At 61.2% G+C, this 16,294-nt stretch carries 15 protein-coding genes; 6 read left to right on the plus strand and 9 right to left on the minus strand.

The window, feature by feature from the left end:
- The first annotated feature begins 1 nt into the window (after position 1).
- The 3 genes from mfd (at position 2) to BLT26_RS09110 (ending at position 5,569) form a co-directional block, all read left to right on the plus strand.
- Positions 2-3,457 (plus strand): transcription-repair coupling factor, encoded by a 3,456-nt coding sequence (mfd, locus tag BLT26_RS09100; RefSeq protein WP_091512414.1) that lies wholly within the window; start codon positions 2-4, stop codon positions 3,455-3,457.
- 75 nt (positions 3,458-3,532) lie between these two features.
- Positions 3,533-4,267 (plus strand): CsiV family protein, encoded by a 735-nt coding sequence (locus tag BLT26_RS09105; RefSeq protein ID WP_091512418.1) that lies wholly within the window; start codon positions 3,533-3,535, stop codon positions 4,265-4,267.
- A 66-nt stretch (positions 4,268-4,333) separates the two neighbouring features.
- On the plus strand, positions 4,334-5,569 hold the full coding sequence (locus BLT26_RS09110) for a DUF819 family protein (RefSeq protein WP_091512421.1): 1,236 nt from the start codon (positions 4,334-4,336) through the stop codon (positions 5,567-5,569).
- Between the two features lie 257 nt (positions 5,570-5,826).
- Here BLT26_RS09110 and BLT26_RS09115 read toward each other — a convergent pair whose 3' ends face one another.
- From BLT26_RS09115 to BLT26_RS09130, 4 genes are all read right to left on the minus strand, one after another.
- Positions 5,827-6,042 (minus strand): cold-shock protein, encoded by a 216-nt coding sequence (locus BLT26_RS09115; RefSeq protein WP_091512424.1) that lies wholly within the window; start codon positions 6,040-6,042, stop codon positions 5,827-5,829.
- Between the two features lie 265 nt (positions 6,043-6,307).
- A complete protein-coding gene (locus BLT26_RS09120) occupies positions 6,308-7,405 on the minus strand; it encodes a mechanosensitive ion channel family protein (RefSeq protein ID WP_091513358.1) in 1,098 nt (365 codons plus the stop codon).
- 146 nt (positions 7,406-7,551) lie between these two features.
- A complete protein-coding gene (gene nagZ, locus BLT26_RS09125) occupies positions 7,552-8,583 on the minus strand; it encodes a beta-N-acetylhexosaminidase (RefSeq protein ID WP_091512428.1) in 1,032 nt (343 codons plus the stop codon).
- A gap of 54 nt (positions 8,584-8,637) precedes the next feature.
- Positions 8,638-9,267 (minus strand): TetR/AcrR family transcriptional regulator, encoded by a 630-nt coding sequence (locus BLT26_RS09130; RefSeq protein WP_091512432.1) that lies wholly within the window; start codon positions 9,265-9,267, stop codon positions 8,638-8,640.
- A 156-nt stretch (positions 9,268-9,423) separates the two neighbouring features.
- Between BLT26_RS09130 and BLT26_RS09135 the strand changes: the two genes are divergently transcribed.
- Positions 9,424-9,744: a DUF6763 family protein gene (locus tag BLT26_RS09135; protein ID WP_139169457.1), complete on the plus strand. Its 321-nt coding sequence runs from the start codon at positions 9,424-9,426 to the stop codon at positions 9,742-9,744.
- A 12-nt stretch (positions 9,745-9,756) separates the two neighbouring features.
- On the opposite strand, the gene BLT26_RS09140 is transcribed toward BLT26_RS09135, so the two are convergent.
- On the minus strand, positions 9,757-10,398 hold the full coding sequence (locus tag BLT26_RS09140; RefSeq protein WP_091512438.1) for an LOG family protein: 642 nt from the start codon (positions 10,396-10,398) through the stop codon (positions 9,757-9,759).
- Between the two features lie 169 nt (positions 10,399-10,567).
- Between BLT26_RS09140 and lexA the strand changes: the two genes are divergently transcribed.
- The gene (lexA, locus tag BLT26_RS09145; RefSeq protein WP_091512441.1) at positions 10,568-11,173 is read left to right on the plus strand and encodes a transcriptional repressor LexA; all 606 of its coding nucleotides are present in this window, start codon (positions 10,568-10,570) and stop codon (positions 11,171-11,173) included.
- Positions 11,174-11,439: 266 nt separating this feature from the next.
- On the opposite strand, the gene BLT26_RS09150 is transcribed toward lexA, so the two are convergent.
- The 4 genes from BLT26_RS09150 to BLT26_RS09165 form a co-directional block, all read right to left on the minus strand.
- Entirely contained in the window at positions 11,440-11,694 is a 255-nt protein-coding gene (locus BLT26_RS09150) for a hypothetical protein (RefSeq protein ID WP_091512444.1), read from the minus strand.
- Between the two features lie 69 nt (positions 11,695-11,763).
- The gene (locus BLT26_RS09155) at positions 11,764-12,258 is read right to left on the minus strand and encodes a DUF6586 family protein (RefSeq protein WP_091512448.1); all 495 of its coding nucleotides are present in this window, start codon (positions 12,256-12,258) and stop codon (positions 11,764-11,766) included.
- A 5-nt stretch (positions 12,259-12,263) separates the two neighbouring features.
- Positions 12,264-14,945 carry a type I DNA topoisomerase gene (gene topA / locus BLT26_RS09160; RefSeq protein WP_091512451.1) on the minus strand — a complete coding sequence of 894 codons (2,682 nt, stop codon included), beginning with the start codon at positions 14,943-14,945 and terminating at the stop codon, positions 12,264-12,266.
- Positions 14,946-15,163: 218 nt separating this feature from the next.
- The gene (locus BLT26_RS09165) at positions 15,164-15,685 is read right to left on the minus strand and encodes a hypothetical protein (protein ID WP_091512455.1); all 522 of its coding nucleotides are present in this window, start codon (positions 15,683-15,685) and stop codon (positions 15,164-15,166) included.
- A 160-nt stretch (positions 15,686-15,845) separates the two neighbouring features.
- Between BLT26_RS09165 and BLT26_RS09170 the strand changes: the two genes are divergently transcribed.
- Positions 15,846-16,286 carry a universal stress protein gene (locus tag BLT26_RS09170; protein WP_091512458.1) on the plus strand — a complete coding sequence of 147 codons (441 nt, stop codon included), beginning with the start codon at positions 15,846-15,848 and terminating at the stop codon, positions 16,284-16,286.
- The last annotated feature ends 8 nt before the right edge of the window (positions 16,287-16,294 follow it).

Genomic DNA, 16,294 nt, shown 5'->3' on the forward strand with positions numbered 1-16,294 from the left:
GATGACCAATTTGCAGCCCTTCTCGCCGCCGCAGTTTCGCTCCGAAAATGACCGCCAGTTCTGGGGCGGCCTGCGTGGCGCTTCCGCTTCCCTGGCTATCCTGAGCGCCGCCCGGCGCAGCGATTCACCGACCCTGCTGGTGGCCCGCGACAGCCTCGAGGCCCAGCGCCTGGAAGCCCAGCTGAAATTTTTTAACAACGGTCTTCCGACGGAGATCCTGCACTTCCCGGACTGGGAGATACTTCCGTATGACACTTTCTCCCCCCACCAGGACATTATCTCTGACCGCCTGGCCGCCCTCTATCGATTGCCCCGGATGGGTTCCGGCATCATCATCGTGCCGGTCAGCACCCTCATGCATCGGCTCCCGCCGCGGGACTACGTGGCCGGCAATGCCCTGGTATTAAAGGAAGGCCAGCAGTTCGACCTCAGCAGCCAGCGCCGACTGCTTGAGCAGGCGGGCTACCATTGCGTCGACACCGTCTACGAGCACGGGGAGTTCGCGGTACGCGGCTCCCTGATGGATATCTACCCAATGGGTAGCCCCCTGCCCTTCCGCATCGACCTGTTTGATGAGGAAATCGAGTCCCTGCGCACGTTTGATCCAGAGACCCAGCGCACGGTGGAGAAGGTCGATAGCGTAAACCTGCTCCCCGCGCGCGAATTCCCCATGCACAAGCCGGCCCTGGCGGGCTTCCTGCAGCGCTGGCATGAAGCATTCGACTCCGATCCGACCCAGGTATCCATCTACCAGGACATCAGCGCGGGCATCGCCCCGGCGGGAATCGAGTATTACCTCCCCCTCTTTTTCGAGCGCTGCGACACCCTGTTTGACTACCTTCCGGAGGGCAGCGCCGCCTTCCTCCAGGGCGACATCCAGGGTCCACTGGAAAACTTCTGGAGAGAGGTGAACAACCGCTACGAAAGCCGACGCGGTGACCTGACCCGACCGATCCTGCCGCCACGCGAGATACTGCTGGAGATCAACGAGTTCAACGGCGCCCTCAAATCACTGCCCCGGGCAATTTTCTCTGATGAGGAGTTGCCTTCGGCCGAAGGCAATTACAACTTCGCCACCGCCGAGCCCCCGCGCCTGCCGGTGGACGGCAAGGCGGACAACCCCCTGGCGCAGCTGGAAAGCTACCTGATGGAGTACGACGGGCGGGTGCTCTTCTGTGCTGAGAGTGGCGGGCGCCGGGAAGCCCTGCTGGACCTGCTCGGCAATATCCAGGTGCAGCCGACCCAGTTCAGCTCCTGGTCTGACTTCCTCGCCAGCGACGAGACCCACGGCATCACCGTGGCTCCCATCGACCAGGGGCTGAACCTGCTGGAACCGGCGCTCGATGTCATCGCCGAGCCACAGTTGTTTGGCGAGCGTGTACTGCAGCAGCGTCGCCGCAAAAAAGCCAAGGACGATGCCGAGAATGCGGTACGGAACCTGGCCGAGCTGCGCATCGGCGCCCCGGTGGTGCATATTGACCACGGCGTTGGCCGCTACCGCGGACTGCAGCACCTGGAGATCGATGGCCAGCCGGCAGAATTCCTCATGCTGGAATATGCGGACGAGGCCAAGCTGTATGTACCGGTGGCCAGCCTGCACCTGATCAGCCGGTACTCCGGCGCGGACGAGGCGCTGGCCCCGCAGCACAAGCTGGGAAGCGAGCAGTGGCAGAAAGCCAAGCGCAAAGCGGCGGAAAAAGTCCGTGATGCCGCCGCCGAGCTGCTCGACATCTACGCCCGCAGGGAGGCCCGGGTCGGGCACGCGTTTGGCGACCCCGGCCTGGCCTACCGCGAATTTACTGCGGGCTTCCCCTTCGAGGAGACGCCGGACCAGCAGCAGGCGATCGAGGCCGTAGTAGCCGACATGCTCTCCGATAAACCCATGGACCGCCTGGTGTGCGGCGATGTGGGCTTCGGCAAGACTGAGGTGGCTATGCGAGCCGCGTTCGTGGCGGCGCATGCCGGCAAGCAGGTGGCGATGCTGGTGCCTACCACCCTCCTCGCCCAGCAGCATTACCAGTCCTTCCAGGACCGCTTCGCCGACTGGCCCGTCAACATCGAGGTCATCTCCCGCTTCCGCAGCGGCAAGGAGATCGAAGGAATCAAGGAACGCGTGGCAAGCGGCAAGGTGGATATCCTTATCGGCACCCACAAGCTGCTGCAAAGCGACCTGGACTTCAACAACCTTGGCCTCCTGATTATCGATGAGGAGCACCGTTTTGGGGTGCGCCAGAAGGAGCGCCTCAAGAGCCTGCGCGCGGAAGTGGATATCCTTACCCTCACCGCCACACCAATCCCACGTACCCTGAACATGGCCATGGCCGGCATTCGCGACCTGTCGGTGATCGCCACCCCGCCGGCACGCCGCCTGTCAGTGAAGACCTTCGTGCGCCAGCGTGACGAGGCCCTCATCAAGGAGGCGATCCTGCGGGAAATCCTCCGCGGGGGGCAGGTTTACTTCCTCCACAACGAGGTGAAGAGCATCGAGCGCATCGCACGGCAGCTGGAAGAGCTGGTACCCGAGGCACGGGTCGGCATCGGCCACGGCCAGATGCGCGAGCGCGAGCTGGAACAGGTGATGAGCGACTTTTACCACAAGCGCTTCAACGTTCTGGTGTGCACCACCATCATCGAGACCGGCATCGACGTGCCCAGCGCAAACACGATCCTTATCGAGCGCGCCGATAAATTCGGCCTCGCGCAGCTGCACCAGCTCCGCGGTCGCGTGGGCAGGTCCCACCACCAGGCCTATGCCTACCTGCTGACACCGGGCAGGCGCTCCATGACAGCCGATGCAGTCAAGCGCCTGGAAGCCATCAGCGAGGCCCAGGACCTGGGGGCGGGCTTTACCCTGGCCACCCATGACCTCGAAATCCGCGGGGCCGGCGAGCTGCTGGGTGAGGAGCAGAGCGGGCAGATCCAGAGCGTGGGCTTCACCCTTTATATGGAGATGCTCGACCAGGCGGTGAAGGCCATCCGCGAGGGCCGCACACCCAATATCGATGAGCCGCTGGAATCCCCCGCGGTGGACGTGAACCTGCGGGTGCCGGCACTGATCCCGGAAGATTACCTCCCGGATGTACACGGTCGCCTGATGATGTACAAGCGCATCGCCAACGCGAAGGACGCGGGAGAACTGAGGGAGCTGCAGGTAGAGATGATCGACCGCTTCGGCCTGCTGCCGGAGCCGGTCAAGCACCTCTTCCGTACCACCGAGATCAAGCTGGAGGCGGAGCGGATGGGTATCCGCAAGCTTGAGGCCTCCGCCGTTCGCGGACGCATCGAGTTTTCCGAGAATACGGCCGTCGATCCACTGACCCTGGTGAAGCTGGTCCAGACGCAACCGGGCCGTTTCCAGCTCCAGGGAGCCAACCAGCTGAGCTTCGCCCTGGACGAGGGCGGGTCCGACACCCGCCTGAATCAGGTTTCAGGTGTGTTGGAGCAACTGGCGCAGTGATAGACTGTGCCCTCCGGGGCCCTGCCGACCGGCGGGCCCCGGGCGACACATAACAAAGCAAGCGGTATCAATATTATGCGATTGGTTCACCTCTGTACGGCCCTGCTGCTGGCCCTCACCGCCGCCGGCACCCAGGCGGCCAGCTATGCGGGCACCACCTTCGAGATCGAGATGATCGTCTTCAGCCGGACCGACGGCATGAGTGGCTCGAGGGAAAATTGGCCCGCTAGCCCCCGCCTGTCCTACCCCGCAAAGTGGATTGATTTCACCACCACCGGGGGTGAGGGTGAGCCGCAGCTGGTACCAGCCGCCACCCAGCTGGACAACAAGGCAGCTGCCCTGCAGCGCTCCGGCAACTACCGGGTGCTATTCCACAAGGCCTGGCAGCAGCAGCTGTGGCAGAAACGCCGTGCGCCCGCCATCCTCATCGAGGGCGGTGACACCTATGCCGGTCACAGCCAGCTTGAGGGAAGTATCAAGCTCAGCGTGTCCCGCTACCTGCACCTGAGTACCAACCTGTGGATGAGCGAGTTCGGGGAACCCGGGAGCGAAGGCGGTATCCTGCTGCCGAAGCCATCGAGTCTCGACAATGGCGAGCCCCTCGACCTGGCCGCACCTGGTGCCGCCAGGACGATAGCCTCCCAGGGCAGACCCGGCCCGGTGTACGCAGCCCGCGTCGCCCAGCTGCAGCAGGAGCGCCGCATGCGCAGTGGTGAACTCCACTACCTCGATCACCCCCGCTTTGGCGTACTGGTCCAGGTGCGCACCCTGGACAAGCCGGAAGACGGGACGCCGGCCGCGGGCAACTAGCCCGCGCCGCCGGCCCCATACATCGCAATTTTAATAAGACCAACCAGCGACCCCTGACAGGTATCCATGATCACCAACGACGCCATCATTCTCGGCATGCTGGCTGCTATCCTCGGCTTTGTGTTTTACACCGCGGGCAGCGAGCACCGCTTCTGGAAACGTTTCTACCGCTTTGTTCCGGCCCTGCTGCTCTGCTACTTCCTGCCGTCCCTGTTGACCACTTTCGGCATAATCGACGCCGAGGCCTCCCAGCTGTATTACGTGGCCTCGCGCTACCTGCTGCCGGCCAGCCTGGTCCTGCTGACACTCAGCATCGACCTGAAGGGTATTATCAGCCTGGGCCCCAAGGCGCTGATCATGTTCCTGACCGGCACGCTGGGGATCGTCATTGGCGGCCCGCTGGCCCTGATTATCATGTCGGCAATCGACCCCGATCTCCTGGGAGTAAGCGGCCCTGAGGCCGTCTGGCGGGGTATGACTACGGTCGCGGGCAGCTGGATCGGCGGCGGCGCCAACCAGACTGCCATGAAGGAAATTTTCTCGGTGGGCGACCAGGTGTTCTCGGCCATGGTTGCGGTGGATGTCATCATCGCCAACGTCTGGATGGCGGTGCTGCTGATCATGGCCGGCAACGCGAAGCAGCTGGATGCCAGGCGTGGCGCAGACACCACGGCAATTACCGAATTGCGCGAAAAGGTCGAGGAGATACAGAAAAGGCACTCGCGCATCCCCTCCTTGCCCGACCTGATGCTCATCGCCGCAGTCGGGTTCGGCATTACCGCCATCGCCCACGCATTCGCCGACGTCCTGGCGCCCTGGTTCCAGGAGAATGCCCCGCACCTCGACAGGTATAGCCTCACCAGTCCCTTCTTCTGGCTGATCATCGTTGCCACCACCTTGGGAGTGGCCATGGCTTTCTCTCCGGCAAAGCAGCTGGAGGGCGCCGGCGCCTCAAAGGTGGGCTCGGTCTTCATCTATTTCCTGGTGGCGACTATCGGCACCCACATGGACATCACTGCACTGCGCGACAGCCCGGAACTCTTCCTGCTCGGCGCCATCTGGATGGCGGTGCACGCTGGTCTTCTGCTCCTGGTTGCCAAACTGATCAAGGCCCCGACCTTCTTTATGGCGGTGGGAAGCCAGGCCAATGTGGGCGGGGCAGCCTCGGCCCCGGTAGTAGCGGCGGCCTTCCACCCCTCCCTTGCGCCTGTCGGTGTGCTGCTCGCGGTGATGGGTTATGCGCTCGGAACCTACGCCGCATGGTTCTGCGGCCTGCTACTGCAAACTATTGCGGGAAGCTGATACCTGGGATTAACGCGCCCACCGAAGGGCGCCTGCGAATAGCGGGAAAGCGGAAGACAGTAATTTATCGGGGAACAGCCACCAGGCAGTGAGCCCGGGATGCGCTACGGCGGATAAAAGAGGAAAAAGTAAGGACGGGCCTGTGGCCCGCCCGGCAGGATTCTTGTCAGTGCGCCAGGCACGCTTTACCAGCTGTCAGCGCATTACCGCTAGCGCTTCGCAGGTGCCGGACTGGCAACAACGGCAACGAGGCCGGATCACTCACACGGAACTACGTCTTCCGCCAATAATCCCTTATCGCCTTTCTGCATTTCAAACTCGACCGACTGGCCTTCGTTGAGGGTTTTGTAGCCCTCGCCGCGGATACTGCGGTAATGCACAAAGATATCTTCCGTGCCCTCTCCACAGGTGATGAAGCCATAACCCCGGGCGTTATTGAACCACTTCACGGTACCTGTAACGCGATCACTCATTCAGACAACCTCATTATTGTTATTGCGATTACCACGCGGAGCAGCAAGCGCATCTCCATTGCAGCGGTCGCTCCTCGACTCACTGAACCTCAATTGTCCGGCGGGTCGCCCCGCTAGACACCCTCTGATTCTTAGATAAATCGGCGCCAGTGTCTAGGTTTCCACGTGAAATAATTACTACAGAACGTGTGAGCTGCGCAATAAAAGATCAAAACTGCCAGCGCGCTTCCGCTTTTCTGAACATTCCTGCTTTTCCTGTCTCTGCTTAACCCGCATTTGCCGACGCCACCATCTCCACACCGCGGAGTTCCGGCGGCAATTCCGCAATATGCAATGTGGATGTCGGGAAAGCACAGGAGGCACCATGCTGTTCGACAATTTTCAGGATTTGTAGCAAGACGTCCTGCTTGATCTCGTGATAACGCACCCACTCAGTGGTTTTGGTGAAGGTGTAGATAAAGAAATCCAGGGACGAGGGTGCGAAGCTGTTGAAGTTGACGATAAGGGTCTGGTTGGCATCAATTTCAGGATGCTCCTGCAGCATTGCCTTCACATCGGCCACTATGCCCGCCATGAGCGGCGCATCCTCGTAGCGGATTCCTATCGTCTCGTAAATTCGGCGATTGAGCATACGCGAGGGGTTTTCCACCGAGATCTGGTTGAATACCGCATTCGGGATGTAAAGCGGGCGCTTGTCGAACGTGCGAATACGCGTGAGGCGCCAGCCGATATCCTCAACGGTACCCTCGATCTCCTTGTCCGGAGAACGCACCCAGTCACCCACCTTGAACGGCCGGTCCAGGTATACCATCAACCCACCGAAAAAATTTGCCAGCAGGTCCTTGGCCGCAAAGCCCACAGCCAGGCCGCCGATACCGCCAAATGCCAGAACCCCACTGATGCTGTAGCCGAGAAACTGCATGACGACCATTGCGGAGGTGATCACGATCGACGCGCGCACCAGTTTCCCCAGGGCCCGCACCGTCGTAGCGTCAAGCGGCTTGCTCATATACCGCGGATCGCGCAGGTTGTGCTCGGCACTGCGGGAGAATCGCAGGGCAAACCAGGTAATGACCAGGATGAACCCGATTTCCCGCACAGGCTCTGCGAGAGAGAATATTTCGGCTCCGGTTGCCCTGCCCGCCCGACCGGCTGCGATCGTCAGCCCAAACAGCCAGATGAGCACGGCTCCAGGGGGGTTCAGCGCCTTCATCAGCGCGTCATCCCAGGCGCTCACCGTGCGCGCTGCGCGGGCCTCCAGGCGCCTGGCGAAACGGCCGAACAACCAGCCCGCCAGCGCAGTAGCAAAGATGATCGAGAAAATTACCACGATCCAGAAACGGTTATCCCCGATCCAGGCCATGACCATGGACTCTACAGATTCCACCGGAGGTACTCCTGCTTAATTGATGTCTTCGTCGGGGGCAGAAAATAACGCGCAATGCAGGGGCATGGCCAGCGAAACAGCGCCGAAACCCGGGGTGCGCTCAAGCTGCGCAAGAAAGCGCCTCAGCCGGCCGCGGCCTCCGCGACCAGTCCTGCCAGCCAGGTGCGCGTTTTCTGCCAGCGTTCGCTCTGCGCAAGGGCCTCCCAGCTGATGGGATCCTGCCGGCCGCGCATGCGCTGCAACCGGGCACTGGAGGCCTCCGATGGAACGAACCCCTCGAGGGCCTCCAGGCATTCGAGCGCGCCGGCGCGATTGTTGCAGACCAGGCCCATATCGCAGCCGGCATCCAGCGCCGCCCGGATCCGCGCCCCGTAGCCTCCCGCCGCCCCGGCCCCCTCCATCGAGAGATCATCACTGAAGATCACGCCGTTGAAGCCGAGCTCCGCGCGCAGGATCTGTTGCAACCAGAGCCGCGAAAATCCCACCGGCTTCTGGTCGACCTGGACAAAGCGGATATGGGCAGGCATCACCGCGTCCAGTTCCCCCGCCCCGATACACTCCACGAACGGCAACGCATCCGAGGACATGACCTCTTCGAGTGTCCGCTCATCCTCGGGCAGCTCCTCGTGACTGTCCTCCAGCACATGCCCGTGACCGGGAAAGTGCTTGCCGGTCGTCGCCATGCCAGCCTCATGCATGCCCTCCATGAATGGCCTGACCCGGGCCGCCACCGCCGCCGGGTCAGCTGCAAAGCTGCGGTCACCGACGATCCGGCAGTGCTTGTCATCCGCATCCAGGACAGGGGCAAAACTGAAATCCACCCCGCTTGCGCGCAACTCGGCCGCGAGTAGCCAGCCGGCATCGCGCAACTGCCCGGGCTCCGCCCGCGCAGCCAGCACCTGCATGGAGGGAATGCGGGTGAAATCGTCACGGAAGCGCTGCACTCTCCCGCCCTCCTGGTCCACCGCGAGCAGCAGCTCCGGCCTGACCTCCCTGATCGAGCGGACCAGCGACTGCAACTGCTCGCGGTCGCGATAATTCCGGGCAAAGAAGATCAGCCCCCCCACCAGGGGGTGGCGCAGCACCTCCCGGTCCTCTGTGGACAACTCGGTACCGTCAACATCTATCATTACCGGACCAATCAGATCAGCCATTGCTTGCTCTCCAGCGTATTCCATTCCCTGCCCTATTGGCGCATGACGCCCATTCTACTCCCCGGCCCTGAGCAAAGCTGCCGCCGCAGGCACGAGGCGGTCGAGCGTTTCCGGCAGGCTGCTTGGCGCGCCGAAATCCTCCCTGAGGATAGCCTCGATCGCGTCGAAGCTCGACAGGGTAAAGATCGTCGCTCCCAGCATGAAGTACAGGCGCCAGTAGAAGGTGACCGGGTCAAGGCCCGGCAGGGCCTGGCTGAGAAGGCCGGCAAAGCGACGGTAGCTGTCGCCGTAGCGACTGACGATAAAGCGCCGGAGGTGTCCCTGGTACTGGGTGTAGGCCAGGCCCAGCAACCGCATGAATCGCTGTGGGTCGCGTCCCTCGGCCACCAGGCTCGCGAGCCCCCCGCGGTAGAGGCTCTCCAGCAACTCTTCCACCTCCAGGGATTCGCCCCCGGCCACACGGCGGTCAAGCTCCGCTGCAAGGGTCTCGGTAAAGGGCGTCAAAAACCGCTCGAATACCGCCTGGATCAGTTCTTTCTTGGACCCAAAGTGGTAATTTACCGCTGCAAGGTTGACTCCTGCCGTGCTGGTGATGGTGCGCAGGGACGTTTCTGTGAAGCCCCGCTCGGCAAACAGGACCTCCGCGGCATCCAGAATCCTGCTGACCGTGTCTGACTGGCTCATAAAAATTCAAACCATCAATTTAAACGCTTGTTTTGATCTGGCCGAGATTAGCACATTTGTGCACTTGAGAGTGGCGATTGAGAGTGGCTATCAGGGGGTTACCGGCGGGGGACCCCGGACGCTAGAGTGAAGAGAAACACGAAGGGGACAAAAATCATGGCAAACAGTCACCCCGATATAGGCAACTGGTTCGAGATGATCGAGAGCGGGCAGCTGTTCGAAGTGGTGGCCATCGACGACCTCCACAAGACGGTGGAAATCCAGTACCTCGATGGCATGCTGGACGAACTGGATCTCGAGCAGTGGCTGACTCTCCCATTGGTCCCGGCTGCACCGCCCGAGGACGCCAACGTGGCATACGGGATGACGGCGCGCGAGCACAGCCCCGCATCGAGTGAAACGCCTCTCCCGGAGCAACTCAACCCCCTGGACTCACTGGAGGGCGAGACCTTCAGTGGTACAGATGAGTCCCTGTAACATGGGTCCTCGCTAGTGTCGTCGCTCACGAATGAAATCGAGGATGATTTCCGCAGCCTCATCTACCGTATCCACGATATGAAAGAGGTCGAGGTCTGAGCCGTCAATACAGCGGCTCTCCAGTACCGTATCCACCAGCCAGTCGTGAAGCCCCGCCCAGTACCGCTTGCCCACGAGCACGATCGGGAAGCGGTGTACTTTTTGCGTCTGCACCAGTGTCAGCGCCTCGAACAGCTCATCCAGCGTACCGTAACCACCAGGCAGCCCCACAAACCCTACCGCGTGCTTTACAAACATGAACTTGCGTACGAAGAAGTAGCGGAAATGCAGGCTGATGTCCTGGTACGGATTTGCGGCCTGCTCGAACGGGAGTTCGATATTGAGACCAATGGATGCACCCGGCTGCGGGTGGGCACCGCGATTGCAGGCCTCCATCAGCCCGGGACCTCCACCGGTAATCACCGAGATACCCTCGGCGGCCAGTAATTCCCCCAGCCTGACTCCCTGCCGGTACTCGGAACTCTCCTCGCTAAAGCGGGCACTGCCGAATACAGTCACGGCACCGGTAAGGGCGATCAGTTTCTCGATGCCATCGACTAGCTCGGACTGGATCCTGAGGACGCGCCAGGCTTCTGGCATTTTGGCGTCTAACATTACTGCTTCCTTTCGCTGTCGCGCTATTCAGCGCTTTATTCTTTCCTGTTCTCTCCTTACTCCAAGATAGCAGTATTTGGCGACAATACCGCGACATTTGCGCCCGCCAGAAATCTGTATATAATCCCAGCAACTGTATAAAAATACAGACACATGATCAGGTGACAATATGACCAATCTTACGGCACGCCAGTCTCAGGTACTCGAGCTGATCAAGACCTACCTGGATGAAACGGGTTATCCCCCCACTCGCGCGGAAATCGCCAGGCAACTGGGCTTTAGGTCCCCGAACGCTGCCGAAGAGCACCTCAAGGCACTCGCCCGCAAGGGAGCGATAGAAATGGTGGCCGGGGCCTCTCGGGGCATTCGTATTCCCGATTACCAGCCGGGCCTGCCGATCGTAGGCCGCGTGGCGGCCGGCAACCCGATCCTCGCCGAGGAGAATATCGAGGATTACTGCGAGTTGCCCTCCGACTTCTTCCACCCGCCGGCGGACTACCTGTTGCGCGTACACGGTATGAGCATGCGTGACGCCGGTATCCTCGACGGTGACCTGCTCGCGGTGCAGCGTACTGACCAGGTCCGGAATGGACAGATTGTAGTCGCCCGTATCGAGGACGAAGTAACCGTGAAACGGTTTCGCCGCAAGGGGAACCAGGCCACCGTGCAGCTGTTGCCGGAAAATGAGGATTTCGAGGTAATCCAGGTCGATATGCGAGACAAGAGCTTCGCGATCGAGGGTCTCGCCGTCGGTGTCATCCGCCAGAGCCCCTGACAGGCTTCTTGAGCGGGCCTGTCGGCCCGCCGTCCCCCGCCGCGGGCCGGACACTGGTTAGCAATGCCTGAAGGCCAGGTACCGGCAAGGCAACACCTTCCTTTTCAATCCTTGTACGAATTAATCTGGAAGGCCGGAGGCTGATACACCTACCTCGCGGTCTGGCGATCGTTCGGTCAGTTGGCAGAATCAGGTTCGGACAGGCCGGCAGGTGGAAGACAGCAGGTGGTCGCAGCTACACGCAGGACGCATGTATCAGTGAATGGTCAGTGAATGGTGTGGTTGACAGGCTCCAGCTCCTCTTCCTCGAGGTACTCCGCGGCAATCTCATCAATATTCTGGACGGCATCTATGCCCGCCTCGAGCATGGCCCGGGCCACTGCGATCTTGTGCTCGCGCAGGAACTCGGCGCTGGCGCTGGAAAAATGAATTCGCACCAACGGGTCCTCTTTCTCCCCGGCACGGCGCAGCGCGACGTCACCATTGGCGAGCTCGATAATTTCAAAGGTCTCGGAGGACATTCGCTTCTCCTGCAACATCAGTTTGGCCGCAGTGTAACACAGTAGCGAAGGCAGGTTCAGCGCCGGGCCTCACCATTCCTCCATGTGGGCACGCTGGCGCCGCACCAGTTCCGCCAGGGCTCCTCGCCACTGGGCGAGGACCGCAAAATCCAGCGCCACTCCAGGAGAAGAACCGAGGTCGACAAGTGGAATTTGCCGACCTGCCTTAACGGCCTGCCCCGGAGGGGAGGCCACGGAAAACTGCCACAACTGCTGCCACGCCGCCTGCAATCCCGAGAGCCAGCTACCGGGATCCTCTTCCAGTGCCACGAGCTCGGCCGCCTCAGAGGAGGCCTGCCCGCGCGCCTTGACGTCACGCGCCAGCTCAGCAGAAGTTTGTGGCTCGGTCCCAAGCTGGAGCTGGAAAGCAAGCTCGCACAGGAAGGCGCGGTAGGCGCGCCAGAGCTGCAATACTGCCGCTTCCTCCACAGCCCCCTGCTGCAAACCCTGTGCAGGGGCCAGCTCGAGCAGCAACTGGCTCTTGCGCAGGGCGGCGGCCACGGTGCCGGTATATGGGTTGCTCATGCTGGCTACTTGCTCTTCGCGGCCTTCTTGCGCGCTGGTTTACGCTTGGCAGCGGCTTTCTTGGCTGCCTCCACCTGCCATTTACCGTCGCGGTAGAAGGCTCGCCAGCCAGTCGCCTTGCCGTCCTCCTCGGACTGTACGTATTGCTCCTGGGTCTTGCGGCTGAAACGCACGACAGTATCGCGGCCCTCATCGTCTTCCACCGGAGCCGAAAACAGGAAACTGTATTTTGGATCTATTTCATCCTTGTGTGGGAGAAGCTCCTTGACCAGCGGCGCACGCGTCTCGCGATTCTTGGGAAACTGGCTCGCGGCCAGGAACAGGCCGGACGCGCCATCCCGCAGGATGTAGTGATCATCCACCTTCTGGCAGGGCAGCTCGGGCATGGGCACCGGGTCCATTTTCGGCGGTGCCGGTTGGCCGTTCTTGAGCAATTTGCGGGTATTCTTGCACTCCTCGTTGGTACAGCCGAAATACTTACCGAAACGCCCCGACTTCAATTGCATATCGCTGCCGCACTTATCACACTCAATCACCGGGCCGTCGTAACCCTTGATCTTGAAAGTGCCCTTCTCTACTTCATAACCGTTGCAGTCGGGGTTGTTACCACAGATGTGCAGCTTGCGATGCTCGTCGAGAAGGTAACTGTCCATAGCGGTACCACACTTGGGACAGCGGCGTTTCTCGCGCAGGGCGCGGGTTTCGGCGTCCTCATCCTTGTCTGCGTCCACCGCCTCGTCACCGGCGACCAGGTTCATGGTATTGGTGCAGCGCTCCTTCGGGGGAAGCGCATAGCCTGAACAGCCGAGGAACACGCCAGTGGACCCGGTGCGGATCTGCATATGCCGGCCGCACTTGCTGCACTCGATATCCGTGTCCGTCGGCGTATTGCGGCGCATACCGCCTTCGGCCGCCTGCGCCTTTTCAAGCCGTGCGGAGAAGTCCCGGTAAAACTCGTTCAGCAGTTCCTTCCAGCCCTTGTCCCCCTCGGCTACCGAATCCAGTGACTCTTCCAGGTTGGCAGTAAAGCCGTAATCCATCAGGTCCTTGAAGCTCTCGCTCAGGCGGTCGGTAACGATATCGCCCATTTTCTCGGCGTAGAAACGGCGATTCTCCAACCGCACATAGCCGCGGTCCTGGATTGTGGAAATAATCGAGGCATAGGTTGAGGGCCGGCCAATGCCGCGCTTTTCGAGCTCTTTTACCAGCGCCGCCTCACTGAAACGCGCGGGTGGCTTGGTGAAATGCTGTTTCGGCTCCAGTTTCTCAAGTGCGAGCTTTTCGCCCACCTTTACGTCGGGCAATACCGCATCTTCATCTTTCTTGCTTGTCTGCGGCGCTACCTTGAGAAAGCCGTCAAACCTGATCACCCTGCCCCGCGCGCGGAGCTCGAAGTCTCCCGCGGTTACCACCACCGAAGTCGAGGTGAACTGGGCCGGGGTCATCTGGCAGGCGACAAACTGCTGCCAGATCAGGTTGTAGAGCCGCTCCGCATCACGCTCGACGCCGCTGAGCATATTGGGCTGCATGCGTACATCCGAGGGACGAATGGCCTCGTGGGCCTCCTGGGCGCCCTCTTTACTGGCATAGTTATTGGGAGAATCGGGCAGGTACTTGTCCCCGAATTTCTCGCCGATAAATTCCCGCACTGACTCCACCGCCTCACGGCTGAGGTTGGTGGAATCGGTCCGCATGTAAGTGATGTGCCCCGCCTCGTACAGCCTCTGGGCCAGCATCATGGTTTTCTTGACACTGAAACCCAGGCGATTGCTGGCAGCCTGCTGCAGTGTCGACGTGATGAAGGGCGCGGAGGGCTTTGAGCTCGTGGGCTTGTCATCCCGTGCGGCCACGACAAAGTCACTGGACTGTAGTGCCCGGGTGGCGGCAGTAGCATCGGCTTCATTGGTCGGGCGGAAAGTTTCCCCGGCCTGCTTCTTGACCTCCAGACGCAGGGGGTCCGACTTGGCGGTGGAGGTATCGGCAAACAACGTCCAGTACTCTTCCGGCACGAACGCGCGGATCTCGCGCTCCCGCTCCACCACCAGGCGCACGGCAACCGACTGCACGCGCCCGGCCGACAGGCCGCGAGCCACCTTCTCCCACAGCAGCGGGGACACCATGTAGCCCACGATGCGATCGAGGAAACGACGTGCCTGCTGGGCGTTGACGCGATTGATATTCAGTCGGCCCGGGTCCTTGAAGGCTTCCTGGATCGCAGACTTGGTGATCTCGTTGAAGACCACCCGGCGATAACGCTCATCGTCGCCGCCAATCGCCTCGCGCAGGTGCCAGGCGATAGCCTCACCTTCGCGGTCAAGGTCCGTAGCCAGGTAAATAGCGTCGGCGTTCTTCGCCAGCTTCTGCAGCTCACTGACCACTTTTTCTTTTCCGGGCAGGATTTCGTAATGGGCTGCCCAGTCGTGATCGGGATCAATGCCCATACGCTTGATCAGCTGCTCGCGGCTTTTCTTGCGCTTGTACTTTTCCTTCTCTTCAGGCGACAGCTTGCGGGTCTCAGCCGCCCGTCGGGCTCGCTCCTTGGGATCCACCGGCTGCTTGTTGCCACCGGAAGTGGGCAAATCGCGAATATGACCGACGCTGGACTTCACCACGAAGTCCTTCCCGAGATACTTGTTGATGGTTTTCGCTTTGGCCGGTGATTCGACGATGACCAGTGATTTACCCATAAGTACTTGTTTTTTAATGGAAAATTTTGATTGATTAAGCGCCCGCCGCCTGTTCCACAGCGGTCCGCATTGCGCGAATATATAAGCCCCGCCCTAGGTGCGGTCAAGTTGGAGCGGCAAATTAGTCCCCTCCCGGGCTGCCGGATACTGCTCCCGGGGAGGGAAAAACCGGTTCGCTGGATGGCCCCGCCAAGGGCTGAACCGGGGTTGGCCGCGGACTACCCGGACCGGTCGGGACGCGCTCCCTGGCGAATGGCATCCTCAATCGCGGGCCGGAATTCCTCCAGCGCGGTGACAAGCATATCCATACCCCTGTCGCCCGTCTGCTCGCGCCATTGCACACCAAGTCCTGCCTGGGTCGCATGGATACCAAGGGCGTCATCGGGGAGCGCTGCCAGCATCTCCCGCAGCAGCTGCCAGGCCTTCTCCGGTGCAGAACGGTCATTGCGCCAGTCCCAGCGGCCGCTGAAGTGCATGTCGTGTGCCATGCGCTGCAGCTCGAGCACCCAGCCGGTCAGGAGTCGGCGCGGGTCCTCCCAGCGAGCGATGTACACGGCCGCAGTACCCTCCCCGCGCGATTCCGGCAGGGCGGACATCTGCACGATCATTCCGGCGGCCGCAGCGCGCTGGCGCAATGATGCCAGGCGGCGGTCGCGGCCGCTGGGCTTCAGCCACATCACGGGCCCGATGACCAGCGCCACGGCAAGCAGGATGATAAGGAGAGGGAGCCAACTGCCCATTCGAACTCCGTTTCAGAGGATTGTTACGCCTATTGTGTGGTCTCCGGTGCCTGCAATGTCAACCGGTTTGTTTTACATTAGACTCTCAAGCACATAACAGGCGCCCGGGATCGTCGTACGATATGACGACCAGTCGACATATAAAAGGAGCAATGTGCCAATGGCCACGTATAAGAAAATACTTGTAGGTCTCGATCTCTCTGAGGATTCCTCCCAGGTCCTCAAGAAAGCGGAAGAACTCGGCAAGGCGTTTGGGGCGGAGCTCAGCCTCTCCCACGTTATCGAGCCCCTGACCTTTGCCTATGGCGGCGACATCCCCATGGATCTCTCGGAAGTGCAGGAACAGCTGCAGAACCAGGCGAAGGAGCAGCTACAAAAGGCGTCGGTTCCACTCGGCATCCCGGAAGAACGCCAGCACGTGGTCCTGGGGCAACCGGCATCGGAGATCCATCGCCTCGCGGAGGAGATAAGTGCGGACCTGGTGATTATCGGCAGTCATGGGCGTCACGGCCTGGCGCTGCTGCTGGGATCCACTGCCAACGGCGTTCTCCACGGCGCCGGCTGCGATGTGCTCGCAGTGCGCGTGCATTCCGAAGAATAACAATGGCC

The organism is Microbulbifer yueqingensis (assembly GCF_900100355.1).
In the GTDB taxonomy this organism is placed as follows: Bacteria; Pseudomonadota; Gammaproteobacteria; order Pseudomonadales; family Cellvibrionaceae; genus Microbulbifer; species Microbulbifer yueqingensis.